The sequence below is a fragment of the Mesorhizobium sp. L-2-11 genome (assembly GCF_016756595.1).
Lineage (GTDB): Bacteria > Pseudomonadota > Alphaproteobacteria > Rhizobiales > Rhizobiaceae > Mesorhizobium.
On record NZ_AP023257.1, the window covers coordinates 5,747,507 to 5,772,370 of the forward strand.

The following is a 24,864-nucleotide window of genomic DNA, read 5'->3' on the forward strand; positions in this document are numbered from 1 at the left end:
CTGCCCGCAACAGGCTATCCTTGCGCAAGCTTGTCGGTGCGGGGCTTGGCCATTGTTGATCCGTTCCGTCGCTCCTTGAGCGCCTGGGCCAGAAAATCCTTGACCACATCGAGAACCGCGTCGCGTTCGTGGGATATGCCTGGCAGCAAATCGAAGCGCACGCGCAAACCCGCGTCCTCGAACGATCGACACAACGTCCTGAGGCGTTCCGGCCGCGTTTGTCCTGCATCGTTGGCGCCCGGCATCCAATGGCTGCTACCTTGAACGTGCGTGATTTCCCAGGTTTCCAGATCGGCATCGCCGACGATCATCTGGACAGGCACTTTTGCCAGCGCAGCGGCGTCGAAGCTGATGCCGAACTTCTCCGGCAGGTCACGAATGCCCACCCACCAATCCCGTGCGGAATCGAGCAAGGTCACCGAGCCCGGCGCGCCGATCGACGCCGCCCATAGCCTGTCGGGATGGAGGATGGCAAAGCGGTGGGTGAATTGCCCGCCGCCGGAATATCCGAACATGGCGAAGCGGGTCCAGTCCTGACGATATTTCGCAACGACTTCCTCGACTATGGCGAGCAGCACCTGATCGTAACGGATATCACCCTCGATCATGTATTTGTACCCGCTGCGGGCATCGTCGCCGAGAACGCCGATTGGGAACAGCGGGCACAAGATGGCGCAGTCGTTCCAGCGTCCGAACTCGGCGAACGCGTCGCGAAAACCGAGGAACGAGGTGCGCCCGGTGCCATGGACGGCCACCAGCAGATCGACTTTGGCGCCTTCCCCCACCGCAGGCGGCACATACAGACAATAATGGAAGCGTGGATCTGATTTCGAAGCAAAGATGGCGGTCGCGCCAAGATCGTATGTAGCGCGGCCGCGATCCGCAAAGGACCCCGTGGCGATGCTGGTCAAGTCTACAACTCCTCAAGTCTTGGAATTGGCGGCTAGCGTATACTGCTCGGCCCGCGTCGTGAACTGGAGGTCGATTCGGGCCGCCACGACGAGAACCTCACGGTGCATCGGAGTCAGGGCAACGTCGTTGAAGACAATCCCGCTGAGTTCCGAGAGCATCTTTTCGCGCTTGGCATCATCCAGCGTCCGCTTTCGGTCGCCGGCTGCCAATGAGGTAGCGAGCCGAACATCATACGACTGCCTCGGCGGATTGCGACGAGGGGTGTATCTCCGGAACGGTGAAAACCGGCACCTCGCCGTTGAAGCCTTGGAGTTCGAAGGCGCCCGCCTGGACAACCGGCATCGATGCTCCCTGGGCAAATCCGGGACCAAGCACCAGAGGGATCCTCAGCTTTTTGGTCGTAGACTCGAGCCGTGCCGCGCGGTTCACCGGCGAGCCGATCGCGGTGTAATCGAAGCGCCGTTCGGAGCCGAAATTCCCTACGGAACAGATGCCAGTCTCGATGGCGACGCCGATTTCGATAGGGGGGTGCCCGCGCGCGGTGAACGCGGCGTTTTCGCGCTTCACCCTTTGGATCAGGGCAAGCCCCGCTTCGAGCGCGCGCTCGCGATGATCTGGCTGACCAAGCGGCGCGTTCCAGAAGGCTAGCACGGCATCGCCCATGAACTTATCGATGGTCCCGTCGCGCTTGAGTATCTCATCAGTCGCAAGGCCGAGGAAGTGGTTGACCACCTTTGCGATTTCTTGCGCATCGAGTTGTTCGCTCATCGTCGTGAAGCCGCGTATGTCACTCAGCAGGATTGTGATCTCGCGCTTCTCTCCGGACAGGATCGCTTCGGTATCCGAATTTGCGAGGCGCTGCACCACGGAGGGCGACAGATATTGCGAAAACTGCCGTGCCAGGGTGGACCGGCGCTGCTCGCTGCGCTTGTAGAGGGCATAGCCTTCGAAGCCAGCTACGAGGATTGTCGCAAGCGCCGGCTGCAGTGGGTCGTAGAGCTTACCCTGCAGGCTGTATTCGAGAGCGCCGAACGCGAAGGGCGTGGCAACAAGGAGCGCCAGAGCGAGGACGCCAAGCATGACACGCTGGGCGAGAACTCCCGAAAGTGCGATGAACACGATGCCACTGAGGACAAACCAGAGCCGCTCGAGCATCCGCGCTTGCGCGGGCTCTACAAGATGGCGCGCGGCAAGCATCTGGCCGATTGCATCAGCGTGGATGTCGACGCCTGGTCGAGCCGGACGCGTCGGGGTTGGCAGATACTGCGTCAATCCCACGGCCGACAGGTCAACAATGGCGATCGCGTTCCGCAGCAGCGGATCGCCGCGGCCCGAAAGGATATTACTGGCAGATATGCGCAGCGTGCTGGTGTCGGTTTCCCAGAGGCGGATGCTGCCCTGCGGCTCAAGCGGCACAATGCTGCCGGCCATCCTGAGCGCGTCGAACCCGGCGCCATTCATCCGGGCAACGTAGCCGTTCTCTCCGGCGTAGAGGCGCAGGAGTTCGAGCGCGAAGGACGGCCAGAGCTGCACGCCTTGAGCCGTATTTCGCAGCCAGAGCAGCGGCACATGGCGTAATACGCCGTCGGGATCGGGCAGAGTGCGAATTGCGCCGAGGCCTGCAGCGGCGCCCGAGAAATCCGCAAGCGAGCCCGTCAGACCGGTGAAGCCAGGAAGCGTCTCGGGTACTTGCCCGACGATCGACCAGCCGGCTTTGGGCTCTGCTTCTGATACCGTCGCCTCATTGCCCAGGCTGACGGCGAGCGCCGTTCGATTTTTCGCCAGCGCGCTGGCGAGGCGCTTGTCTCCGGCGATGCCATCAGGAGAGATGTCAGCCTCGGGCAGCACCAGCGCGAGCCCGATCACCGCGGCACCGGACTCGGCGACACCATCGACCAAATCGGCCAAAAGGCCACGGTTCCAAGGCCATCGCCCGTATGCGTTAAGGCTCGCGTCGTCTATCGAGACTATGACAACAGGATTGCTCGTCGCCTCGCGCGGGGCGAGGAACTGGTAGAAGTCATACGTGCGTTCGCGCAGGCGCGACAGCGGCCCGTCGAAAGCAAAATGGCAAGCGAGCAGCAAGAGTACGACCGCAAGACCGGGTATTTTCAGCCTGGCAGCCCGCCGCCAATCAAGTGAGGGGCTCACACCGATCGGCCGGGCTTACCGGCAGTCGGGAAAGCAGTTATCATCGTCATCATCCACCCCGCTGCCTACAGGGGGCGTTTGGCTGTCTGGGAACTCCGTGGCCACGCCGGGCAATGCGCCGTCGGTGGACTTGCAGGCCTTGAGCGAGTTGCCGAGTGCTGACGCACAAATCGCGCTTACGTTCAGCCCCGGACCCGGTTCGCCCGGCAGGCCGGTGCCGGCTATCCGATCGATGCTGTCCAATATCGGGAAGGCGTCGATACCGCCGTAACCGGTTAGCAGCTTGTCATCGTCCGACGTGCAGGCGTGGCCCGGGTTGGTGATCACGAGCTTGCGGCCATTCATCATGCAGGTCATGCGGCCGGCGCGCAGTATGCCGACGGTCTGACCAGCTATCACAAGCACTTCAATGATGCCGCCTCTGGCTCCGAGCACCATGTGTGGCGTCGCAACTTGCATGTCGCCGCCCTTCGAAACCTGACCGCCGTAGAAACGGGCCAGGCCGCTGTTCATCCTGATGTCGATCTTTCCTGATCGGGACCCCGGATTGTAGACGAATTCATCGATCGTCAGGCTGGTGTTCGGACCAATCTTGGCGCTCGACTCGTCCCGGAACACGAGCATTCCGAGACCGGTGATATTGCTGCGCAGCTGGTCGCCGAGTTCGACGCCAGCGCCGACGTTCATCGCCTCGCCGTCATTGCGGATGATGTTGGTCTGGTAGGCCGTCATGGACCCGACCGTTTCAGCGACAGATGGTGCCGCAAAGGCAAGGCAGGCGATACAAGTGGCTATCTGACGATGCAGGGTCCTCATCGCGGCCTCTTTCAGTTGAGTGTCAACGTGTAGCTCACGAGCAATTCGAATGAATTTCGGTCGCCGCTGGCGATATCGAAGTCGGTTTCGCGATAGGCGAGGTCGACACTCACCTTCTGCGACTCCGTGAGCTGAAAATCGCTTTCCGAGGCAATGCGCCAGAAGTCGCTCTCTATGTTCGTGCCGATGCCGAAGGACAAGTCGGGAGTGTCGCTGTGGCCGGCCGAGACGGCGACCTGGTGAGACCATACGAAAAGGTCCGGTACTTCCTTCACCACGCCGCCGTAGCGGACCTCTCCCATGTAGCTGCGGCCGATTTCGCCAGCTCCGGAGGCGAAGTCAGTCGAGCCGACCAGGCGCAGTCCGAGCGCCTGGCCATTGCGGAAGCGGTAGCTGCCGCCTGCCTCATAGAAGACCCTACTATCGGCAAAGATGCCTTTCGAGCCGCTTAAATCGATGTAGCCGGCACCTGCAAAAAGCGTCGTCTCGACGGTGGGGCGCACGAGGAAGCGCCCACTTAGACCGACGCCGGTCTCGTTGATATCGCTGTCGAAGCGATCTGTAACGGCGAACGCGGAAAGTAGCAGCCGCAGGGAATCGATCCCGCTGTTGGGCAGTCCCTTGTCCAGGGTAATGGCGGCGTTACCTTGGATAAAAGTCTCCTCGGCACCGGGAACCGACAGGTCTTCTGTGAAAAAGCGCTGTGTCGCCGTCAACGATCCCGAAACGACGATTGCGTCAGCACTTGGCGTGCCGAGATCCCACCGGACAAAGCCTTCCGCCCGCCCGTAGGGCGAGGCGAAGGAATGGTCGTCCTGGGCCCCGCCCGACTCAAAATCGGTGAATGCGCTGAACATGCCGCCGGTCAGAGCGAGTTCCCAGGTGACGCCCCGTAACGCGCGCTCGATGCGGGCGAGCAGGCGAACGGCCTCTTGCTGCTCATCCGCTGACAGGTCCCCGACCTCGAGGCCGTACTGCACCTGCCGCTGGGCCAATTCATAGGAGCCGACATGATAGTACAACCGGCTGGCCGCGAGCCGGGCGCGCGCATCGCGAGGATATTTGATGAGATACTGCTCGATCGACGAGATCGCCTGATCGTACTGCCCTGCGTTGACGGCAACTGTGACGAATTGAGCTAGCGTTCCATTGTCGGTCGGATTGGCAATGCGGGCCGAAAACGCATCGTCATAGGCCGGATAGAGACCTTGTGCGCCGGCCGGCAATATGCCGGTACAAAGCAGCGCCGCGGCGAAGCCGAGGATCATTGAAAACGAGGAATGCATGCCGAGAACCCCACCCAACCCGACTAGTGCAGCGGATCTAGCACGCCGCCACGAAAAAAAGCGACAGAACTGTCACGGGACCTTCCGAGTCTTCAGCAGCTGTTGCAGTTGCGCAACAAACTATCGGATTCATTCGCGTTTCTCCTACGCTGGTTGGCCAAACATCTTTTCAGCGTTGCTTGGACCCGAGAAAGTATTCGCTACAAACAGCAACTAAGACAAATCATAATCAGCCGTGGATTGCGTAGCCTACAAGATCAATATTGTTTGCGCGATTCTGCACGTATCTGGCCGCGCCTGGCGCATCAGAGTCAAATGTGGCTCATCCGAAGGTCTTCGGTACAGTCGGTCCGCCGGATCGCCAGCACAGCACGGCGCCCGGCGCTCAAGCGGCGCGACGGACTACAGCACCAGCATGGTGGCCAGCCCCAGCATCAGGCCCATGCCCACGATATCGGTCACGGTGGTTAGGAAGATCGCCGAAGCCACGGCCGGATCGGCGCCGACCCGCCGCAGGCCCAACGGGATCAGCACGCCGGAGATTCCTGACATGAGGCACGATCCGGACATTGCGAGCAGGATCACAAGCGCCAGCATGGGCGCCTGGGATGCCGACTCCGGCTGCCGTGGAGCGTAGAACCACATCGCCGCAGCCGCCACCAGACCGACGAGCAAGCCGTTGGCGATCCCGAGCGCTCCCTCCCTCAGCACCAAATGCAGCTTCGGTCGTTTGTCCACATCCCTTAAGGCGAGGCCACGCAGCGTAATAGCCAGCGCCTGGCAGCCGGTGTTTCCGCTCTGTCCGGCCAACACCGGGAGGAACGCCGCCAACGCGACGATCTTCTCGATCGTGCCTGTGAACGAGCCGACCACGAAAGCGGCTATGAAGGCCGTCAGCAGGTTGAGCTGCAGCCACGGATGACGTTTCAAGAAGGCTGAAAACAGCGGAGTGAAAGAACGCTCCTCCTTCTGGACACCCACCATCTGGCCAGGCTGGGCAGAAATCTCGATGATTTGCTGCTCGAACAGCTGCCAGCCGCGAACCTGCCCGAGCAGCCGGTTCTCCGCGTCCACCACGGGATAGACAGGGTAGTGACGGCGTACCGCCGCCTTGCAGGCTTCGCTCAAAGGCATATCGACGTGAAGGGCGAACGGACTTGGCAGCATAATCTGATCCACCGTCGCGCCGGCCTCGCTCAGCATCAGATCGCGCAAGACCACTAGGCCAACCAGTCTATCGCCCTCGTCCGTGATGTAGAGGTAAGTCAACTCGGTCGGCACCTGCGCGCGCCTGACGGCCTCGACCGCGGCGGCTACCGTCGTCCCGACAGGAACGCTGGCGGGGATCGGGTCCATCAACTCGACGACGGATCCGCGGACCGCGATATCCTTGCCGTCGCCATGAGGCTTGATAGGCCTCATATCCGGAGGCAAATGCTCCGCCACCTTCCGGGCGTGCGTATCCGGCAACAACTTTAATATGTCTCGGATGAACTCGGGAGATTCTCGGGCAAGCAATTCAGCCGCGTCGTCAGGTGCTCGAGCACGCAACGTGCGCACCGACTTCTCAACATCGTTCTCTTGCCTCATCTGTTCCCCCAATCTCTAATGTTGCGCCTCTGAACGTGTAGACAGGAGCGGTTCGCCCTGCCTGCGCGCAGTGGCCCAGCGCCTCGATCCGGAAAATCTCGCCTTCTCAGGGCGCAGAGTAGACCGACCCCAACAGTCTGAGCCATTGCGTGGGTGCATACAGGCGGGCTGTAACATCAGCGTGTCGCCAAGAGAATTGACGTGTTGCCGAACTTCACCGTCGATTCCTGGGCTCTGCGAGTACGTCGCAACCCATCAACGAAGCAAGGTCTGGCAATGGGCCGTCGTGGCCCTGCTCATTGGTGTGCGCTCAGCCCGACGGTTCGCGATGTGAAACGGCCGCGATTCAACCTGGGAAGATTGTGAAACCGCCGTCGACGCGAATGACCTGCCCGTTGATGAAACGCGCGCGCGGACCGGCGAGGAAGGCCACCGCTTCGGCGATCTCTTCAGGCTCGGCATAGCGGTTCAGCGATTTCTTGCTCGAATCCATGCGCTCCGGATCGACCACGCGGCTCGCCTGAAACCGTGCCGTCTTGGTGGCGCCGGGGCTCACCGCATTGATGCGCACGCCATCATCGATCAGTTCCTTGGCGAGGCAGCGCGTATAATGGACGACGGCCGCCTTGAGCGTGGAGTAGACCACCTCCGGCGAGCATCCGATATGCGCTGCCGCCGAGGCAATGTTGATCACCGAGCCTGAGCCGCGTTTGACCATGGGCGGAATGAACGCCTGGCAGACCAGCATCGTGCCGATGAGATTGTTCTCGGTCAGCACCTTGATGTCTTCATAGTCGATGTCGAGCGCGTTGTTGGGACTGGGCTTAACCCCTTTGGCGCCAATGTCGCCGCCGGCGCAGTTGACCAGAACGTGCACATCGCCGAGCTCCGCTTCGATCTTCCTCTTCATTTCGGCAACGGCTTGCCTGTCACCGATATTGCCCGTAACCGCGGTTACCCGTGTCCCATGCTTTTCCAGACCGCTGGCGGATTCGCCAAGGTCCGCGAATTCGCCATATTGCGATGGCCGGGTCCAATCGAGATCGTGGATCGCAACGTTTGCGCCAAGTTCGGCCAGGCGTTCGGCCATCACGCGGCCGAGGCCGCGTCCCGAGCCGGTCACGAAGGCAGTCAGGCCGCTGAGTTCTCGGTCAGTCATGCTGATTTCTCCATTGCAATGAAATCGAACTTCTTCATGTTGGCGGCGCTGCGCCGGATCATGTCGAGCTCATACGAAACGAGCGCGCCGTCATCGTCGCGCTCCCATGGCGTCCGGTAGTCGACGTCGTCAGCAAGGCGGTTTACGCGCGCAGCACTCAGGCAGGCCGCGAACTCGCGCGCGGTCTTCGGCGCATACCCGTTCCACCAGTCGTCGCTGAGACAGCGAACGTGGCGGGCCTCCAGCGCGCCCGGCTCAAGCACGGCCGTCAGCGTGTCGTGGTGCTCCGCGAGGATGGCTGCCAGTCCGGCGAAAGGCACGGCGCCGTCGCCGATCGCGCAGCGGACCAGACGATAACCCTCATCGGTGAACTGCACGCGATAGTCCTTGAGGTGGACGTGGCGGACATAGGGCGCGATCCGCCGCGTGAAGGCAAGCGGTGCCTCGCCGACAGGAAAGGTGTTGCCGGTATCATAGGTGATGCCGACACCCGGCCCGCCGAGTTCGCAGAACGCGACCAGTTCGTCGCTGCCGAAGTCCTGATGGTTCTCGATGCCGAGCACCCGGCCCTCAGCCGCCGCACGCGGTCCCCATTCCGTCAAGGCAGCGCGGATCGTCGCGTTGAACTCACTCCATTTCGGGCCCCACAGGTTACGATCGCCACACAGGACTGGGGTCAGCGCGATACGGATCGTCGTCGCCTCGAGCAGGCGCGCCGCCCGAAACGCGCTGTCCAACGGACCGGCCACCAGAAGTCCGCCACTGACCACCGGGACGATGTCGAGCGCCGCCAGACGCCCGCGCAGGTCGACGATTTCGGCGTCCGGCAAGTCGGTCAACCATGGTTCATAGATCTCGAGCGTGCGTGCGCTCAGTTCCTGCGCAATCGCTATAAAGCCTTCCAGCCCCGTCCCGTCCGGATTGTGCCGCGGCGTACCACGTCCCTGCAGGCCGAGAGTGTAGGTCAGTCCGTAAGGGTTGAGACCGAGGCGAAACATCAGTTTGGCAGTCCCATTGAAAGATGTGGAAGCGATCGCATCAGCGCAGACCGGCATCGACGGCGATGGACTGTTTCGTGATCATTCGGCTGTCGTCGGCGGCAAGGAAGAGCACGGTCCGTGCAATCTCCTCGCCCAACAGGACGCGGCGGATCAATTGCCGCTGCACCGTCTGGTCGATTGGGTCCTGCGTCCTGAACCACAGCTGGCGCTGCCGCTCGGTAATGACGGCGCCGGGTTCGACTGCATTGACGCGGATGTTGTCGGATCCAAACGACCGCGCCAGTGCGCGGGTCAGCGCCACCACGGCGCCCTTGGCGGTGGCATACGCTACCATCTGGTCCGCGCCGAAACGCCAGGCGATGGAAGAGAAGTTTATGATCGAGCCGAAGCCGAGTTCCTTCATATGCGGATGCACCGCCTGCGCGGCGAAGAAGTGATGCCGGAGATTGACGTCGAAGCTGCGGTCCCAATATTCTGACGTCACCGCATCAACAGGATGGCGCTGATCGTCGGCAGCGTTGTTCACTAGGACGGCGACCGGACCAAGCCGCGCGCGCACGCCTTCTACCGAGGCCTGCAGCGCATCAACGTCGGTCACATCGCAATGCAGGTACAGGGGAGTTCGCCCGCCGGCACCGCTGAGCTCACGCACCAACGCCTCCGCGGGTTCGTCCTGCACATCGAGAAAGCATACGCGGGCGCCATTCGCCACGAAGGCGCGGACCATATCGGCGCCGATCCCGGAGGCGCCGCCGGAGATCAGCACGACGCGATCGGTCAAGCTCGGGTAGGTCGCGAATTGCACGGACATCAGATCACAGAAGCGCCCTGGTTGCTGGATCGAACAGACAGGCGCGCGACATGTCGATGCCGAGCGTTATCGTCTCGCCCATGACGGGAGCGTCATCCGGCTCGAAACGTCCGGTGATCTCCAGGTCGCCCAGCCTGAGGACGGCAAGCGTCTCGGCGCCGGTCGGCTCGACCAGTTCGACCGGCGCCTGCAAGGGCTGCACAGCAGGTTTGCGCGACTTCAGGTCCGTCGTGAAACGGTAGATGTGTTCGGGTCGAACACCGAGCACCACGTCCTTTGGCGCACCGGCGGGCAAAGGCGCCGCAAGGGCAAGAGTGGCGTCGCTGCCGTCAGCGGCGCGTACCGAGATGCTGGTTGAACCGGTAAGACGGGCGGGGATGAAATTCATCGCCGGCGATCCCATGAAACCGGCCACGAACATGTTGGTCGGCCGGTCATAGATCCGCTTCGGCGTGTCGAACTGCTGCACCGAGCCCTGATTCATCACCGCAATGCGGGACGCCAGCGTCATCGCCTCGACCTGATCGTGGGTGACGTAGACCGTCGTCTTTCCGACGCGATGGTGCAGCTTCTTGATTTCGGTGCGCATGTCGACGCGCAGCTTGGCGTCGAGATTGGACAGCGGCTCGTCGAACAGAAACAGCTTTGGGTCGCGTACCAGGGCGCGCCCCATCGCAACGCGTTGCCGCTGGCCACCCGACAATTGCCCGGGCTTGCGGTTGAGCAGCTGCTCGATCTGCAGGAGTGCGGCAACCCGCTTCACGGCTTCCGCCTGCTCCGCTTTTGGCACGCCCCGGCTTTCCATGCCGAAGGTGATGTTCTGGCGCACCGTCATCGTGGGATAGAGGGCGTATGATTGGAACACCATCGCTATGTCGCGATCCTTGGGCTGCACGGAGTTCACCAGCCGGTCGCCGATCCAGATCTCACCCGAGGTGACGGTTTCCAGGCCGGCGATCATGGCGAGCAAGGTTGATTTGCCGCATCCCGACGGGCCGACAAGGGCGATGAATTCCCCGGTTCGCGCCTCGAGATTGATGCCGGCCAGAATCTCGAGCCCGCCATAGCTCTTGTGAAGGTCGCGGATCATCAGCGCGGACATGGGCGATGCCTCATTTGATGGCGCCCTGCGTCAGGCCGCGCACGAAGTACTTTCCACCGAACAGGTAGATCAGCAACGGCGGCAGCGCGCCGATCAGCACGGCTGCACTCATCACATCGTAAGCACGGGCGGTCGTGCCGCCGGCAGTGAGCGCGACCAATGCCGCCGTAATCGGCTGCTGTTGGCCCGAGGTGAAGACGACGCCGAACAGATACTCGTTCCAAATACCGGTGAATTGCCAGATGACGGTGACGATCAAAATCGGCGGCGACAGGGGCAGGATGATCTTGCGAAAGATCCGCCAGAAGCCGGCGCCGTCGATGCGTGCCGCCTTGATAAGATCGTCCGGTATGCTGACGTAGAAGTTGCGGCAGAACAGGGTGGTGAACGAGATGCCCTGGACGACATGAATCAAGACCAGCCCGTATGTCGAATTGGTTAGGCCGAGTTTGCCGAGCAGGAACGCCCACGGCATCAGCGAGATCTGGCCGGGCATGAAGACGCCGAGCAGCATCAGATTGAACAGAACTTCCGAGCCCTTGAAGCGCCATTTCGACAGCACGTAGCCGTTCATGGCGCCGAGGAGCGTGGAGATGACCGTCGCGGGAATTGCCATCCAGAGCGAGTTGAAGAAATTGCGCTTCATGCCTTCGCAGGTGCCACTGACGCAATAAGTGCCCCACGCCTCCGCCCATGCATCGAGGCGGAAGCTGCGCGGCAGGGAGATGAGGCCGTTGCGGGCAATCTCCGACTGCTCCCGCAATGAGTTGAAGACGACGACCAGCAGCGGTGCAAGGTAGATGACGGCGAAAAGCGTCAGCACTGCATAGACAAGGAAGCGGTTCCAGAAATAGCGCCGCGTGGCCGCGGCCGCTTCGGGATCATGCCGGGCGTTGGCGGCGATTTCAGCCATTGCGGCCCTCCGCCCGCCTGCGCCAAACGATCCACACGGAATAGGGCACCAGCACGACCGCGAGGGCTGCGAGCATCATCATCGCCGCAGCGGCACCCTCGCCGATCTGCCCGCGCTGGAACATCAGGTCGTAGACGTAGATCGCCGGGAAGGTGGTGGACACACCCGGCCCACCCCGCGTCAACGCCGCCACCAGGTCGAACGTCTTGATGGCGAACTGGATCTGAATGACCGCCACCGCCAGAAAAATCGGGGCGATCGTCGGCAGGATGACCTTCCGATAGGTTCGGAAAACCGACGCACCGTCGATCTGCGCTGCTTTGATGAGATCCGGATCGACCGACCGCAGGCCAGCCAGGAAAAGCGCCATTGCGAAGCCGGACGACTGCCAGATACCGGTTATGATCACCGCATAGATCGCGGTGTTGCGGTTGGCCGTCAGGGCGAAGCTGAAGTCGGTCCAGCCGAGCCCCCGCACGAAGGCCTGGATGCCGTCGACGGGATTGTAGAGCCAGCTCCACACCGTACCGGTGACGATGAAGGACACTGCCAGCGGGTAGAGGAAGATCGTGCGCCAAACCGCCTCGCCGCGAACGCGCTGGTCGATCAGGATCGCGAGAAGCAGTCCGATGGCCATCGAGCCGACAATATAGAAGCCGCTGAACAGGAAGAGATTTGTGTAGGCGATGTTCCAGCGCCGGTTCACCCAGAGCGAAGCATAATTGTCGAGACCGACAAACCCATAGGTCGGCATCAGCGACGAACTGGAGAGCGAGAGATACAGCGTCCAGAGCGTGAAGACGAAGACGTAGATGAAACTCGCTGCAAGCGACGGCGCCAGCACCAGAATGGGCACCATCGTGCCCAGGCGCTGCCGCCACGGGGTTGCGGGAGCCGCAACCGGTACGGTCAGGTCACGCGTGGACATCGGCTGCTCCGGCGAAGTCGGGGTCGGGCGCGCCGCGCCGGGCCATCATCGGCAGCTTCTTCACATCTGCGCTTCGGCAACATCGGCCATCGCACTGGCTGCGTCCTGCGCGGTCATGTCCGGCGTCGCCACGAATTCGGTGACGGTATCCATGATCGCGCCGCGCACCTTCTGCGGGATCGTCATGTTATGCGCCATCGAACGGACGAGCGTGCCGCCATCGATCGACGCCTGCAGGTCCTTCTGGGAAAGCTGCTGGCAAGGATTGAAGCCGTTCGAAAGATCGACGTCGAGACGGGCCGGGATCGAGCCCTTGGTCTGATTGAAAATCGTCTGGAACTCAGGCGACAGGATGGTGCTGGCGAGCAGTTTCTGCCCCTCGACGTAGTCTGGATCCTTCTGCTGGAAGAACACGACCGAGTCGGAATTCAGGATGAAGCCCGGTTTGCCCCAGTCAGTCGGCGCCTGGGCGCAGACATAGTCGGTGCCCTCTTTGAAGCCGCCGGCCGTGAGCAGGCCGAGCGTCCAGTCGCCCATGATGTGGAAGGCGGCCTCGCCGCGGCCGACCAGATGCGACATGGTATCCCAGTCGCGCCCGTTCATGCCGGGGTCCATATATTTCGTCGTCATGGTGCGGAACTGTTCGAAGGCCTTGACCATGCCCTCACTGCGCATCGCCTCGACGTCACCCTCGACGAAGGCCTTCTTGAAGAGATCGAGATCCATTCCGTAGACCACGACCTCGAAGACCGTCGAATCGGTCCAGTCGGCAGTCGAGTGCGAGATGCAGATTTTGCCTGATGCCACGATCTTGTCGCAGGCGGCGTTGAAGTCCGCCCACGTCTTCGGCACCTCGGCGACACCTGCTTCCTGCATGACCTTCGGCGATGCCCACAGCCAGTTGATGCGATGGATATTCATCGGCGCCGCCACCCAACTGCCGGTCGGCTTCATCACCGGCAGCAATTCGGGAGCGACGACCTTCTCCCAATTTTCCGCTGTCGCCAGTTCGTCGAGATTGGCTGTCATACCGGTCTCGTTCCATTCGGCGATCTCGGGTCCCTTGAGCTGCACCGCTGGAGGTGCATTGCCGGCGATCACGTCGGCGCGCAGTTTCGCCAGCGTGTTGGCCGTGTGGCCCGCGATGGAGGTCTGCTGCCAGGTGCCTCCCTTGGCGGTAAACATCTCGCCGAGCTTGGCAATGGCCTGGGCGTCCGATCCGGTCGCCCATTGATGCAACAGGTTGGTCTTGGGCTCTGCGAGCGCGGCTCCCGCAACAAAGGTGTATGCCGCAGCGGCCGCAACGGCCGTCCTCAGGTATTCCATCGTTTCACTCCCATAAGTGATGAACGGTTCGTATCGACCGCTTGTGGACGCAATTCGAGTTCGTCGCAGAGGGAGATGCAGCATCTCCGTTCTTTCCAAGATGACATATTTGAGCTATCAGTCAACGTCCTTTGTGCTCATCATGAACAAACCTTCGCTTAGAAACTGGCTGATCGACAAGCCCTCCGCATCACCGGAGAGCCTGATCGTGCGCTGCCTGCGTGAGCGCGGCGTGCTTTCTGCCTCGCAAATCGCGCATATCACCGGCTTGGCGCGATCGACCGTTTCAACCGCGCTCAATGGCTTGAAAAAATCCGGAATGGTGATCGAAACCTCGGCCCACCATGACTTGGCCAGGGGAGTTGGCAGGCCCGCCGCGACCTTGACGCTCAATCCCGCTGCGGGCACCTGCGTCGGGATCCATCTGGGCCTCGACGAGATGCGGTGCATCGTCGCCGACGTGTCGCATTCTGTCATTGCCGAACAAACTATCACCATGGGCCTGGACTACCAGCCACAACAGGCGGCCGAGCTCGCCAAGTCAGCAATCGCCCAATGCTACGAAGAGAACGGTCTGCCGATGGCGGGACTCCTGGGGGTTGGGGTTTCCGTCTCGGGCCCTGTCAGCCGCGAAGGCGTGGTGCTGCGTGCGAGTATTGTTCCGACCTGGGCCGGGGTCAACATCCGAGAGGTGTTCGGGCCGGTTCTCGAACAACCGATTTTCGCCGACAACGAGAGCAACTGCTCGGCCATTGCCGAGCTAATGTGGGGCGCGGCCGTCGGCCAGGACGATTTCGTCCTGTTCAAGATCGACCTCGGCGTCGGCGGGGCCATAGTCCAGCATGGCCAGCTGGTGACCGGCATCGCCGGCGGCGCCGGCGAATTCGGGCATATCAGCATCGATCCAGGCGGCGATCTTTGCCGGTGCGGCAATCGCGGATGCCTGGAGCTTTATGCGAGTTTTGCCCGGCCGCTGGAGCAGATTTCGCGCATCGTGCGGCGGACGGTCACGATGGACGAGGTGATCATGATGGCCGAACAGGGCGACGTCGGGGCGCTGCGGATGATCGAGGACACCGCGGACTTCGCCGGCCGTGGTCTTGGCCTGATCGGCTCGGTGATCAATCCGCCGCTCATCATCATCGGCGGCCGCATGGCTTTGGCAGGCGACGTTCTCCTGGCACCGCTGATCGCGTCATATGAACGCCACACGCTCATCAAGTCCCGCGATATCGCGCCCGCCCTGCGCACCCGCATAATCGTCGGCAAGCACACGGAAAATGATGCATTGCTCGGCGCAGTCGGCCTGGTGCTGCGACACAACAGCCGACTGCAATGATCTGATTTCGCGCTGAGGACTCGCGAGGAACAGGATGACGGGTGCGATGTGCGCTCACCACCTGGTGGAACGAGTATGGAAAGGCGTCCCGGCCAGACCGGGCTCCCGCGGTTGTAAAGCCAAAGGCGGCTGATTTCCTGGCTTCCACAAACAGCCGCATTGGCAAACGAGCCGATGCGCCTGCTCTCATAGGGATCGGTCCAACATTTGTTGGGCTGACCATCATCTGGCTTTTGACCGCTTTTCGCACCAGCTTGGAGGAAAGGTGGCGGAAGCGTCATGGGACGTAGCGCTGGCGGCCGCGATGCGTCACCACCGCGTGGCCATCGCCGAAGAGGCGCTGGCGGCCTCGTTGTTGCTGGATCTCGACAATCGATGAGGCTGCAACGAAGGACGCATTTTCAGCCCGACAGCAGCGCTTCGGACCGGCACGCCCACAGATCATGTCATGGAGTTGCTGCCGGAGCAGAGTGAAAAACCTCTCGCTGGAAATGTTAGGCGCAATACGCTATATGACCATCTAGATGGTCAGGAGCGTGACATGAGTGTGATCAACCTGGCAGATGCCAAAGCCCATCTGAGCGAGCTAGTCGATCGTGTCGAGGCAGGAGATACGATCGACATCACCCGGCGGGGTAAACCGGTCGCACGGCTCACCGCCGTGGTGAGACCGCGGCGGCGGATCGACGCGACCCTCCTGCAATCCTTGACCGCGACCATGCCGCCTCAGGCCGAGAGTTCTGCCGATCTGGTACGGTCGATGCGGGATGGCGACCGCTACTGATGCACTATCTCGACACGTCGCTGATCGTTGCCGCCCTTTCAAATGAAGCGACGACGCCGCGCGTTCAGAGCTGGCTGGCGGAGCAGGATCCGGCGGAGCTTCTGATCAGCGACTGGACCATCACCGAGATGTCGTCGGCCATGGCGATCAAGCTGCGAACCGGGCAGATCAACCTGGAGCAGCGCGCAGCAGCGCTCGCGATGTTCCACAAGCTGGCCGCCGAGAGCTTCACCGTGCTGCCTGTCACGGGCGGGCATTTCCGCACGGCGGCAAAGTTCGCCGATCAGCAGAGTCTCGGGCTTCGCGCTGGTGACGCGCTGCATCTCGCAACGGCATCGGAGCATGGCGCCACGGTACATACGCTCGACCAAAAGCTCGCCGAGGCTGGACCGTTGCTCGGCGTGGCGACGCAGTTTCTGGCATGATCCGAGGCCTCTCATACCGCCCATCGGGCACTCTCGAAGAACCGGAAAGCCGAATGGCGCCGAACGGACCAAGCTGATAGCATTGACAATTCACCAAAACCCTCCTCGCCTTTGGTCCGTTGGACCGATGGCGCTGCCGAGATTTCCCCATTTCTCGTCTGCGTTGTCGGTCTCTTTTTTGGCCGGGCGGGCGGCAACTCGTTCGGATTGCCCTTTGGTGGGGGAGCGTCACCTGCACCGATTAAGCGGTTCAGTGCCCTGCGTTCTGGCCCTTAGGAATGTGTCTCGTGCCGAATGCCGTTGTTGAACGGTAAGAAGGGGGCTGTTTGTGGAGGCGTTCAGTATTAGGCGCTGGGGCCATCTGGTCCCGTCATTGCGTGCCATTGCTCGATGTGCGGGCCCGTTTGAGCGCCAAGCGACACACACCATGGCCAGCAACGGTAAGACTGTGATACCATTGCACAAGTTGCGTCGCCGCCGGCAGACTGTCGTTTCCGCGAAGCCGGACAAGCGCAGTGCTCAGTATCGTAAGTCTCAACCCGATGAACAAGTAGCCGCGGATTATGGAACTTGTCGTCGCCCTTGGCCTGATCGCCTTCAAGGTCGCGTTGCTGATTGCGATCCTGCTGCTGCTGCCTTTGCCGCTGACCTGGGTGGAACGCAAGATCGCCGGGCACATCCAGCAGCGGATGGGGCCGATGCGCGTGGGGTGGCACGGGCTGCTGCAGCCGGTGGCGGACGGCATCAAGCTCTTGACCAAAGAGGACCACATCCCGGCCGAAGCCGACCGCTTCCTGTTCAAACTGGCGCCGATCCTGGCGCTCGCCCCGCCCTTCGTGGTGTTCGTCGCGATCCCCTTCGGCGAAAGCGTCTCGGTCCTCGGCGCCGAGATCACGCTCTACGCCTCCAACATGAACGTGGCGCTCCTTTTCGTCTTCGCGGTGATCGGGATCGAGGTCTATGGCGTCATCTTCGGCGGCTGGGCCGCGAACAGCAAATACGCGGTCCTGGGCAGCCTCAGGACTTGCGCGCAGATGATCAGCTACGAGATCCCCATGGGTTTCGCGGTCATCGGCGTGGTAATGCTGGCGCAATCCATGAGCCTGCTCGAGATCGTACGGGCGCAGGCCGATGTCTGGAACATCGTCTACCAACCGGTCGGGTTTTTCGTATTCTTCGTCGCCGGGCTGGCCGAAGCGCAGCGCATTCCATTCGACCTCGCGGAGGCGGAAGGCGATCTGGGGGCCGGGTTCCATACCGAATACAGCGGCATCCGCTTTGCGTTCTTCATGGTCAGCGAATACGCCGTCATGCTGCTGGTGTCGGTCCTGTCGGTCATCCTGTTCTTCGGCGGCTGGAACGGCGTGCTGGTCCCGTTGCCGCCGCTCCTCTGGTTCGCGCTCAAGGTCGCGTTCTTTCTCTATGTGTTTATGTGGTTCCGCTTCACCTTCCCGCGCTATCGATACGACCAACTGATGGCGATCGGATGGAAAGTCTTGCTTCCGCTGTCACTGGCGAACATAATAGTAACAGGAGTTGCTTTCCTTTGAGGGCCACTCCAAGCGAGGCGGCGATGTCGCGCGCACTGCACATACGTGGAACATGGATCGGCTGGGCATTCTTCGCCGATCTAGCGGGCGCCTTGGCGCTGACCTTCGGCTACATGTTCTCCAGATCCGTGACCATGCAGTATCCTGACAAGGAAAAATGGTTGCCCTATTCGCGTTACCGCGGGCATCACTTCCTGACGCGCGACGAAGAGGGCGAGATCAAGTGCGTGGCCTGCGAGCTCTGCGCGCGGATTTGTCCCTGCGACTGTATCGAAGTCATTCCCTACGAGGACGAGAAGGGCAACCGGCATCCAGCAAAATTCGAGATCGACATGGCCCGCTGCCTGTTCTGCGGGCTGTGCGAGGACGCCTGCCCGGCCGACGCGATCGCGCTTGGCCAAGAGTATGAATTCTCGAGTTTTTCCTCGCGTGACCTGGTGGTCGGACGTGACGATCTGCTCGGCAAACCGGGCAAGGCGACGACCGGCGGCGGTGTGGTCGCGGCGCGTCTGAATACCGAACAGGACGTGCTGGTCGAGACGAGTGAGCCGCAGGGATACAACTGGTGGCGGAATATCCGCCGAACGTGAACGCGCGGTAGTCGTCAAGCCGGAGCACAGGAGGCTCAGATGCTTGTCTGCCAAATCTTGAAGACCAAATCTCCCGAGCTCATCTCAGTCACACCAGATCAGACGATCGTAGAAGTCCTGCGGCTGTTTCGGGACAACAACATCGGATTCGTGGTCGTCAGCCGTTCGCCCGGGGAATGCCTGGGCACGCTGTCGGAGCGGGACTGCTGCTATGCGGTGGCTGAATACGGAATCGAGGCGGCCACAATGCGGGTCGCCGACATCATGAACCGCAGTGTGGTGACCTGTTCGACACAGGATTTGCTGCCCTTTGTGATGTCGCTCATGACCGACCGACGCACGCGCCATGTGTTGGTCATGGACGGCGATGCTTCTGTCGGCGTGGTGAGCATCGGCGACGTGGTCAAGCACCGGCTCGACGAATTGCTCCGTACCGAGCAAGCGTTGAGCGATTACATTGCCGGGACCCCTTATCACTGAGGATACAAACCCGGGGGAGCCGATTAGAGTGAACTGCCCGGAAGCTCGGCAATGCCTCGGCCGCGACTTTCAGGGCGCACCTCGACTCCGGTGGCGAAGGCAGCACGCGCCTTTTGAACCTCCACCGGACAAGGGTATTCGCCCCGCCGCATAAGGCTGTTGAGACGCAGGTCTCTATAGTTTTCCGGCACGAACACGAGCCCCCCGGGAAAATGCCTATTGACCTTGAGCTGCGCCCTCAGTTCGCCCTGGGTGGATCGTACGATAACCTGATCGCGATCCGAAAGGCCAAGCTGCGCGGCGTCCCACGCGCTCATCTCAACATATGGGTCATCCGCCACCGTATTTAGGATCTCCGAGCGTTCGGAAAGATATCCATTGTGGAACAGGCAGTTGCCGGTGACCAACATGAGCCGGTCGGCCGCATTCGGGTTAGGCGGAGGGGCGAAGAACTCGCCAGCCGGCGGCGTCGGGTCCGCCGTGGTGAATGCTCCGTCAGCGCCAAGCCCGTCCTGCGTCAGCCCTTGGTAGGCCGGAACCAGTCGGGCAATCTCGCGGAAGATTTCGCCTTGCATCGACGGCTGCATTGCCTGGTTGCGGAGCGCTGCGACGAAGTCCAAGATCGCCAGATTGCCCCGCGCCTCGAAGGCGGGTTCGCGGAACTTGCGGACCGCCTGGATCCGGCCCTCGTTGTTGGTAAAGGTGCCGGATTCCTCTCCATAACCCGCCGCAGGCAGGACGACATCGGCCAGACCCACGGTATCGGTGAGGAAGGTGTCCTGCACGATCAGGAGATCGGTGGCATCAAGCGCCCGCTTGACGAATCCCCGGTCGGGATAGGTCATCAGGGGGTCGCTTCCGACGATATAAAGCGCGCCTACCCGCCCCTTGTCACAAAGCGCCAGCATTGCGTCGAGATCCGCGCCCGGCTCAGGCGGAATTTCGGCGCCCCAGGCCCGTATGAGAGCTGTGCGCGCCGCGTGATCGCCGACCGGGTGCAGCCCCGGCAGGGCCGCCGGCAGAACCCCCATGTCCCAGGCGCCCAGCTGGTTGGCTCGGTCGAAGAGGAACTGCATCGCCGGGCCCTTGCCGATCACGCGGAGAACCCGCAGCAGGTTGGTGAGCTGCTGCAGCGTTGCGCGCGCTTCGGAAAGCCTCAGGAGGTCGGCGCTGACAAGCACAGCGACGCTCCCGCCGTCCAGCAGCGCAGCGGCTAGATGGTCCGGCCCGTCGCTGCCGGTAGTCGCTGGTGCCCAGCCGGTTGTCGCGCCGACGTCCGCAAGAACCTCGCTCGGCAAGGCTTGGCCGGCCGCCGCCACGAGACCGGCCACCACTGCGGCAAGGGCCGCAGCCTCAGCGCCCGGAGCAACACGAAAGACTGCTCGGGCATCGGTGTCCAGCCGGGATGGCCTCGCCGAGAGCATGAGCAACCTGGTCTGCCTCCGCCGCGCCGCGTCTCGCAGCAGGTATTCAGTGACCGGGTTCTCGTCGGTCACATTGCCACCGACGACAAGCACGCAGTCGTTGCCGATCACCTCCTCCAGCGGCGCGCGGCTGTAGAAGCCCGCCACCAACGGGCCGAGCGTCTCGAAGGGCGTGGACCAGCGCGACGAGCAGTCAATGTTGTTGGTCCGGAATACCGTCCGCATCAGCTTCTGGAACTGATAAAGCACCTCGTTGGGCAGGCGCGGCGAGGCCAGCCCGCCCGCAGCCTTGCTCTCGACGGCCGACAGGCGCCGGCGCAGGTAGTCCCCGGCTTCGTCCCAGGAAACCGGAACCAGTGCGCCGTCACGACGGATCATCGGCCGCTTGATCCGGTCCCGGCTCCCGACGAAGTCGAGGCCGAAGCGCCCCCGCACGCAGAGCGTTTCGCGATTGACGCCATGCTCCCACTTCGAGCGGACCCGCATGAACTCGCCCTTGCGCGCGCCGACGGTGAGCTGGCAGCCGGTGCCGCAATGCGGGCAGACCGTGTCGGTCTCGACCAGATCCCAGGGCCGTGCCTTGTAGCGATAGGGGAAGCTCATCAGCGCGCCGACCGGGCAGACCTCGACGCAATTGCCGCACTGGTCGCAACTCGCGAGACTGCCCTCGAAGCCGGTGACGGCGGTATCCATGCCTTTTTCGATGGTGCCCAAGGCGACCGCTCCGACCACGTCCTCGCACATCCGGACGCAGCGCTGGCACTGGATGCAGCGGTTGACGTTCATGATGATGACGGGGCTTAGACGGATATCCTCGGAGTGGAACACACGTTTGGCATCGCGGAATCGGCTTTCCCGGGGCCCGTATGCCATCACCATGTCCTGAAGCTCGCACTCGCCGCCCTTGTCACAGATCGGGCAGTCGAGGGGGTGGTTGGCAAGCAGCATGTCGAGCATGGAAGAGCGCGTTTCGTCGATCAGCGGCGTGTTAGTCCGCACCACCATGCCGTCGGTGACCGCGGTGGCGCAGGAAGGCTGCAGCCGCCGCTGCCCTTCGATCTCCACTAGGCACATGCGGCAGGAGGCCAGCGCCGGCAGCCGCTTCAGATAGCAGAAGGTCGGGATCTCGATGCCCAAACGCTCGGCAGCCTGCAGCACCGTAGAGCCTGCGTCCACTTCCAGCGTTTGTTCATCGATCGTGACGCTAACCATGACTTTCTTGCGGCCTTCTCCCTGCGCGCTCCTTAATGAAACGAGCACCTGCCCTCCTCGATATGGGCGACGAATTCATGCTCGAAATGCGCCAGTGCCGCCCGCAGCCCCATAGCCGCGCCGTCGCCCAGAGCGCAGAACGTGTTGCCGAAAATGCCCTTGCAGAGCGCTTCCAGCTGTTCCAGATCGTCCGGCGCGCCCTGCCCTGCCTCGACCCGGCGCAGCACTTTCACCACCCAGTTCAGCCCTTCGCGGCAAGGCGTGCATTTCCCGCAGGACTCGTGGTGGAAGAACTCGATGATCCGGGTGGCGACCTTGACCATGCAGGTCGAGTCGTCGATCACGATCACTCCGGCCGAGCCAAGCATCGAGCCGACCGCAGCCAGCGAGTCGAAGTCCATCCCGACATCCAGGGCGCGCTCCGGGATCAGCGGCGCCGAGACCCCGCCGGGGATCACCGCCTTGATCCTGCGGCCCGGCGGCGGCCCGCCGGCGCGGTCCTCGACCAGTTCACGCAGCGATATGCCCATCGGCAGTTCGTAAAGGCCCGGGTTCCGCACGTGCCCGCTGAGGCAATAAAGCTTCGGACCGGGGCTCTTGTCAGGGCCGATGCTGCGAAACCAGTCCGGCCCCCGCGCCACGATATGCGGCACGCAGACCAGCGTCTCGACATTGTTGATCACGGTCGGGCTGGCGTAGAGCCCCGCGACCGCCGGAAATGGCGGTTTCAGACGGGGCTGCGCCCGCTTGCCTTCGAGCGAGTCGAGCATCGCCGTCTCCTCGCCGCAGATATATGCGCCGGCGCCGCAATGGATGTGCACGACGAAATTAAAATCCGAGCCCAGAATCCGTGTTCCCAGATAACCCTTCGCATGGGCCTCGGCGATCGCCTGCTTCAGCCGGTGGATCGCCAGCACGTATTCCCCGCGGATGTAGACATAGGCGGTTTCCGCCCCGATCGCGTAGGCGCTGATCACCATGCCCTCGATCAGTTGGTGCGGATCACGCTCCATGATGATCCGGTCCTTGAACGTGCCGGGCTCGCCCTCATCGGCGTTGCAGCACAGGTATTTCGGCTTGTCGGCCCGTTTCGGCACGAAGCTCCATTTCAACCCGGTCGGGAATCCGGCGCCGCCGCGACCGCGCAGGTTCGATTGCTTGACGAGGTCGATGATCTCCTCGGGCGTGTGCTCGCGCAGCGCCTTCGCCAGCGCCTGGTAGCCGCCGCCGGCCTCATAGCTCGAAAGCAGATGGCCATCCGGCACGTCCATGTTTCTGAGAAGGACCGGTTCGAACATGGCGGCTACTCACCCGGCGGTCCTGCGGCGGCGAGTTCGGCGCCCGTCGTTTGCCCCGCCGCCGCGCGCAGCCTGTCCAAGAGCGCGTCGATCCGCGCAATGTCGAGGTCGCCGTGATAGTCGTCGCCGACCTGCATCACCGGGGCCATCTCGCAAGCGCCGAGGCATTCGACGGTCGAAAGCGTGAACAGCCCGTCCGGGATCGTGCCGCCCTTTTCGATCCCCAGCACAGTCTCCAGATGCCTCAGCAGATCCTCGGATCGGCGCAGCATGCAGGAGAGGTTGTCGCAGAGTTGCAGGTGGAACAGGCCCACCGGCTCGGTGTGGAAGAGGGTGTAGAAGGTCGCCAATTCGTAGACCCAGACCCGCTCGACACCGAGGATGTCGGAGACCTCTTCCAACACCGGGCCGGGCAGGTGGCCATGTTCCTTCTGCGCGATCAGAAGCGCGGGCATGATCGCCGAGCGCCGGTCGGGATACCGCGCCGCCGCCGCCTCGATCTTTTCGCGCATGTTCATCGCGTCAAATCCCCTGCTACTTGTCTACCTCGGCCATCACAGGGTCGAGGCTGCCCAGCACGGCGATCATGTCCGCCAGGTAGCGGGCATTGCTGACCCCGAATACTCCCTGAAGGTTGACGAATGACGGCGCCCGCACTTTCATCCGGAACGGTTTTTGCGACCCGTCGCTGATGATGTAGAACCCGAGTTCGCCCTTTGGCGCCTCGATCGCCGAATAGACCTCGCCCTTCGGTACCTTGAAGCCATAGGCCGAGAGGTCGAAATGCTGGATCAGCGCCTCCATCGAGCAGTGCACTTTGTCCTTGTCCACCGGGAAAGCGATTGTCGGCATGTCGATCTGGAACGGCCCCTCGGGCATCTGGTCGAGGCACTGTTCGATGATCCGGACGCTCTCGCGCATCTCCTCGACGCGGCATCGCCAGCGCGCGTAGCAATCGCCCTCATCGCGGGTAATGACGTTGAAAGCCAGCCGGTCGTAAATCTCATAAGGCTCGTCGCGGCGGATGTCCCAGTCGACGCCCGAGGCCCGCAGGTTCGGGCCACTCAGGCCAAGGTCGATACCGTCCTCGGCTGAGATCACGCCGATCCCCTGCGTGCGCTTCAGGAACACCCGGTTGTTCTCGACCAGCCGTTCATAGTCGCGGATCCGGTTCGGGAAGATGCCGCAGAACTCCCTGATCTTGGGGAAGAACCCGCCGGGCAGGTCCTCGCGCACACCCCCGACGCGGCAGAAGGAGGTGTGCATCCGCGCCCCGCTGACCATCTCCAACAGGTCCATGATCATTTCACGCTCGCGCATGGCGTAAAGCAACGCGGTCATGGCGCCCAGGTCCATCGGCAACGCGCCGGTGATCAGGAGGTGACCGGAGATCCGCGCGAGTTCGGCCATCAGCACGCGGATATATTGCGCGCGAATTGGCGCTTCGATGCCCAGGAGCTTCTCCACCGCTAGCGCGAAAGCGAGGTTGTTCGAGGGCGGGCAGAGGTAGTCGAGCCGGTCGGTTAGCGGAAAAATCTGGGTGTAAGTGAAGCTCTCGGCCAGCTTTTCGGTGCCGCGGTGGAGGTAGCCGATGTGTGGGTCCACGCGCGCGACATACTCGCCATCCAACTGAAGGACGAGCCGCAGCACCCCATGCGTGCTGGGATGCTGCGGGCCGAGGTTGAGAAGCACCTCCTTTGTGTCGAGCGCTTCACCTGCCGGCCTGCTCAGTTCCGTGACTTCGGTCATCTCACTTCCCGGCGTCGA

The 24,864-nt window shown here is 62.4% G+C and carries 24 protein-coding genes; 7 read left to right on the plus strand and 17 right to left on the minus strand.

Translation table 11 applies throughout. The features are described from left to right. Window positions 1–14: 14 nt before the first annotated feature. The 13 genes from JG739_RS27410 to JG739_RS27470 form a co-directional block, all read right to left on the minus strand. On the minus strand, window positions 15–911 hold the full coding sequence (locus JG739_RS27410) for an alpha/beta hydrolase (RefSeq protein ID WP_202364250.1): 897 nt from the start codon (window positions 909–911) through the stop codon (window positions 15–17). Between the two features lie 12 nt (window positions 912–923). Continuing rightward, window positions 924–1,121, minus strand: coding sequence for a hypothetical protein (locus tag JG739_RS27415; protein ID WP_202364251.1), 198 nt, complete (start codon window positions 1,119–1,121; stop codon window positions 924–926). 19 nt (window positions 1,122–1,140) lie between these two features. Then, on the minus strand, window positions 1,141–2,997 hold the full coding sequence (locus JG739_RS27420) for a CHASE2 domain-containing protein (protein ID WP_202364252.1): 1,857 nt from the start codon (window positions 2,995–2,997) through the stop codon (window positions 1,141–1,143). Between the two features lie 81 nt (window positions 2,998–3,078). Next, window positions 3,079–3,795 carry a FecR domain-containing protein gene (locus JG739_RS27425; RefSeq protein WP_202364253.1) on the minus strand — a complete coding sequence of 239 codons (717 nt, stop codon included), beginning with the start codon at window positions 3,793–3,795 and terminating at the stop codon, window positions 3,079–3,081. A gap of 95 nt (window positions 3,796–3,890) precedes the next feature. Beyond that, window positions 3,891–5,147 (minus strand): tetratricopeptide repeat protein, encoded by a 1,257-nt coding sequence (locus JG739_RS27430; protein ID WP_202364254.1) that lies wholly within the window; start codon window positions 5,145–5,147, stop codon window positions 3,891–3,893. A 420-nt stretch (window positions 5,148–5,567) separates the two neighbouring features. Then, window positions 5,568–6,755: a magnesium transporter gene (locus tag JG739_RS27435; protein WP_202364255.1), complete on the minus strand. Its 1,188-nt coding sequence runs from the start codon at window positions 6,753–6,755 to the stop codon at window positions 5,568–5,570. A gap of 346 nt (window positions 6,756–7,101) precedes the next feature. Further along, window positions 7,102–7,914 (minus strand): SDR family NAD(P)-dependent oxidoreductase, encoded by an 813-nt coding sequence (locus JG739_RS27440; RefSeq protein WP_202364256.1) that lies wholly within the window; start codon window positions 7,912–7,914, stop codon window positions 7,102–7,104. Then, complete coding sequence (locus JG739_RS27445; RefSeq protein WP_202364257.1) at window positions 7,911–8,912, minus strand: sugar phosphate isomerase/epimerase family protein; 1,002 nt, start codon at window positions 8,910–8,912, stop codon at window positions 7,911–7,913. Before JG739_RS27445 ends, JG739_RS27440 begins: the two co-directional genes overlap by 4 nt. Before the next feature lie 40 nt (window positions 8,913–8,952). Then, window positions 8,953–9,726 carry an SDR family NAD(P)-dependent oxidoreductase gene (locus JG739_RS27450; protein WP_244749596.1) on the minus strand — a complete coding sequence of 258 codons (774 nt, stop codon included), beginning with the start codon at window positions 9,724–9,726 and terminating at the stop codon, window positions 8,953–8,955. A gap of 4 nt (window positions 9,727–9,730) precedes the next feature. Continuing rightward, a complete protein-coding gene (locus JG739_RS27455; RefSeq protein WP_202364258.1) occupies window positions 9,731–10,828 on the minus strand; it encodes an ABC transporter ATP-binding protein in 1,098 nt (365 codons plus the stop codon). 10 nt (window positions 10,829–10,838) lie between these two features. Beyond that, window positions 10,839–11,741, minus strand: coding sequence for a carbohydrate ABC transporter permease (locus tag JG739_RS27460; RefSeq protein ID WP_202364259.1), 903 nt, complete (start codon window positions 11,739–11,741; stop codon window positions 10,839–10,841). Beyond that, the gene (locus tag JG739_RS27465; RefSeq protein ID WP_202364260.1) at window positions 11,734–12,669 is read right to left on the minus strand and encodes a carbohydrate ABC transporter permease; all 936 of its coding nucleotides are present in this window, start codon (window positions 12,667–12,669) and stop codon (window positions 11,734–11,736) included. Before JG739_RS27465 ends, JG739_RS27460 begins: the two co-directional genes overlap by 8 nt. A gap of 60 nt (window positions 12,670–12,729) precedes the next feature. After that, a complete protein-coding gene (locus JG739_RS27470; RefSeq protein ID WP_202364261.1) occupies window positions 12,730–13,995 on the minus strand; it encodes an ABC transporter substrate-binding protein in 1,266 nt (421 codons plus the stop codon). Window positions 13,996–14,014: 19 nt separating this feature from the next. On the opposite strand from JG739_RS27470, the gene JG739_RS27475 reads away from it, so the two are divergent. The 7 genes from JG739_RS27475 (at window position 14,015) to JG739_RS27505 (ending at window position 19,163) form a co-directional block, all read left to right on the plus strand. After that, entirely contained in the window at window positions 14,015–15,334 is a 1,320-nt protein-coding gene (locus tag JG739_RS27475; RefSeq protein WP_202364262.1) for an ROK family transcriptional regulator, read from the plus strand. Between the two features lie 265 nt (window positions 15,335–15,599). After that, window positions 15,600–15,713, plus strand: coding sequence for a DUF2399 domain-containing protein (locus JG739_RS27480; protein WP_244749597.1), 114 nt, complete (start codon window positions 15,600–15,602; stop codon window positions 15,711–15,713). Window positions 15,714–15,875: 162 nt separating this feature from the next. Continuing rightward, window positions 15,876–16,118 (plus strand): type II toxin-antitoxin system Phd/YefM family antitoxin, encoded by a 243-nt coding sequence (locus JG739_RS27485; protein ID WP_202364263.1) that lies wholly within the window; start codon window positions 15,876–15,878, stop codon window positions 16,116–16,118. Continuing rightward, window positions 16,118–16,543: a type II toxin-antitoxin system VapC family toxin gene (locus tag JG739_RS27490; protein WP_202364264.1), complete on the plus strand. Its 426-nt coding sequence runs from the start codon at window positions 16,118–16,120 to the stop codon at window positions 16,541–16,543. The genes JG739_RS27485 and JG739_RS27490 overlap by 1 nt, the downstream gene beginning before the upstream one ends. Before the next feature lie 563 nt (window positions 16,544–17,106). Continuing rightward, complete coding sequence (nuoH, locus tag JG739_RS27495) at window positions 17,107–18,093, plus strand: NADH-quinone oxidoreductase subunit NuoH (protein WP_202364265.1); 987 nt, start codon at window positions 17,107–17,109, stop codon at window positions 18,091–18,093. 23 nt (window positions 18,094–18,116) lie between these two features. Next, the gene (locus JG739_RS27500; RefSeq protein WP_128345626.1) at window positions 18,117–18,683 is read left to right on the plus strand and encodes an NADH-quinone oxidoreductase subunit I; all 567 of its coding nucleotides are present in this window, start codon (window positions 18,117–18,119) and stop codon (window positions 18,681–18,683) included. A 39-nt stretch (window positions 18,684–18,722) separates the two neighbouring features. Continuing rightward, complete coding sequence (locus JG739_RS27505; protein ID WP_202364266.1) at window positions 18,723–19,163, plus strand: CBS domain-containing protein; 441 nt, start codon at window positions 18,723–18,725, stop codon at window positions 19,161–19,163. 23 nt (window positions 19,164–19,186) lie between these two features. On the opposite strand, the gene nuoG is transcribed toward JG739_RS27505, so the two are convergent. Genes nuoG through nuoD form a run of 4 tightly spaced genes read right to left on the minus strand, consistent with a single transcriptional unit; the run spans window position 19,187 to window position 24,846 of the window. Continuing rightward, window positions 19,187–21,799 (minus strand): NADH-quinone oxidoreductase subunit NuoG, encoded by a 2,613-nt coding sequence (nuoG, locus tag JG739_RS27510; protein ID WP_202364267.1) that lies wholly within the window; start codon window positions 21,797–21,799, stop codon window positions 19,187–19,189. 32 nt (window positions 21,800–21,831) lie between these two features. Beyond that, entirely contained in the window at window positions 21,832–23,097 is a 1,266-nt protein-coding gene (gene nuoF / locus JG739_RS27515; RefSeq protein ID WP_202364268.1) for an NADH-quinone oxidoreductase subunit NuoF, read from the minus strand. Window positions 23,098–23,102: 5 nt separating this feature from the next. Further along, window positions 23,103–23,615 (minus strand): NADH-quinone oxidoreductase subunit NuoE, encoded by a 513-nt coding sequence (locus JG739_RS27520; RefSeq protein ID WP_202364269.1) that lies wholly within the window; start codon window positions 23,613–23,615, stop codon window positions 23,103–23,105. A 16-nt stretch (window positions 23,616–23,631) separates the two neighbouring features. Beyond that, complete coding sequence (nuoD, locus tag JG739_RS27525) at window positions 23,632–24,846, minus strand: NADH dehydrogenase (quinone) subunit D (RefSeq protein WP_202364270.1); 1,215 nt, start codon at window positions 24,844–24,846, stop codon at window positions 23,632–23,634. Window positions 24,847–24,864: the final 18 nt, after the last annotated feature.

Excerpts from the sequence above, each read along its gene's own strand:
- JG739_RS27425 (WP_202364253.1), bottom strand. The coding sequence starts at position 3,795 with ATGACGGCCTACCAGACCAACATCATCCGCAATGACGGCGAGGCGATG.
- JG739_RS27430 (WP_202364254.1), bottom strand. The coding sequence starts at position 5,147 with ATGATCCTCGGCTTCGCCGCGGCGCTGCTTTGTACCGGCATATTGCCG.
- JG739_RS27435 (WP_202364255.1), bottom strand. The coding sequence starts at position 6,755 with ATGAGGCAAGAGAACGATGTTGAGAAGTCGGTGCGCACGTTGCGTGCT.
- JG739_RS27440 (WP_202364256.1), bottom strand. The coding sequence starts at position 7,914 with ATGACTGACCGAGAACTCAGCGGCCTGACTGCCTTCGTGACCGGCTCG.
- JG739_RS27445 (WP_202364257.1), bottom strand. The coding sequence starts at position 8,912 with ATGTTTCGCCTCGGTCTCAACCCTTACGGACTGACCTACACTCTCGGC.
- JG739_RS27450 (WP_244749596.1), bottom strand. The coding sequence starts at position 9,726 with ATGTCCGTGCAATTCGCGACCTACCCGAGCTTGACCGATCGCGTCGTG.
- JG739_RS27455 (WP_202364258.1), bottom strand. The coding sequence starts at position 10,828 with ATGTCCGCGCTGATGATCCGCGACCTTCACAAGAGCTATGGCGGGCTC.
- JG739_RS27460 (WP_202364259.1), bottom strand. The coding sequence starts at position 11,741 with ATGGCTGAAATCGCCGCCAACGCCCGGCATGATCCCGAAGCGGCCGCG.
- JG739_RS27465 (WP_202364260.1), bottom strand. The coding sequence starts at position 12,669 with ATGTCCACGCGTGACCTGACCGTACCGGTTGCGGCTCCCGCAACCCCG.
- JG739_RS27470 (WP_202364261.1), bottom strand. The coding sequence starts at position 13,995 with ATGGAATACCTGAGGACGGCCGTTGCGGCCGCTGCGGCATACACCTTT.
- JG739_RS27475 (WP_202364262.1), top strand. The coding sequence starts at position 14,015 with ATGAACGGTTCGTATCGACCGCTTGTGGACGCAATTCGAGTTCGTCGC.
- JG739_RS27485 (WP_202364263.1), top strand. The coding sequence starts at position 15,876 with ATGAGTGTGATCAACCTGGCAGATGCCAAAGCCCATCTGAGCGAGCTA.
- JG739_RS27490 (WP_202364264.1), top strand. The coding sequence starts at position 16,118 with ATGCACTATCTCGACACGTCGCTGATCGTTGCCGCCCTTTCAAATGAA.
- nuoH (WP_202364265.1), top strand. The coding sequence starts at position 17,107 with ATGGAACTTGTCGTCGCCCTTGGCCTGATCGCCTTCAAGGTCGCGTTG.
- JG739_RS27500 (WP_128345626.1), top strand. The coding sequence starts at position 18,117 with ATGTCGCGCGCACTGCACATACGTGGAACATGGATCGGCTGGGCATTC.
- JG739_RS27505 (WP_202364266.1), top strand. The coding sequence starts at position 18,723 with ATGCTTGTCTGCCAAATCTTGAAGACCAAATCTCCCGAGCTCATCTCA.
- nuoG (WP_202364267.1), bottom strand. The coding sequence starts at position 21,799 with ATGGTTAGCGTCACGATCGATGAACAAACGCTGGAAGTGGACGCAGGC.
- nuoF (WP_202364268.1), bottom strand. The coding sequence starts at position 23,097 with ATGTTCGAACCGGTCCTTCTCAGAAACATGGACGTGCCGGATGGCCAT.
- JG739_RS27520 (WP_202364269.1), bottom strand. The coding sequence starts at position 23,615 with ATGAACATGCGCGAAAAGATCGAGGCGGCGGCGGCGCGGTATCCCGAC.
- nuoD (WP_202364270.1), bottom strand. The coding sequence starts at position 24,846 with ATGACCGAAGTCACGGAACTGAGCAGGCCGGCAGGTGAAGCGCTCGAC.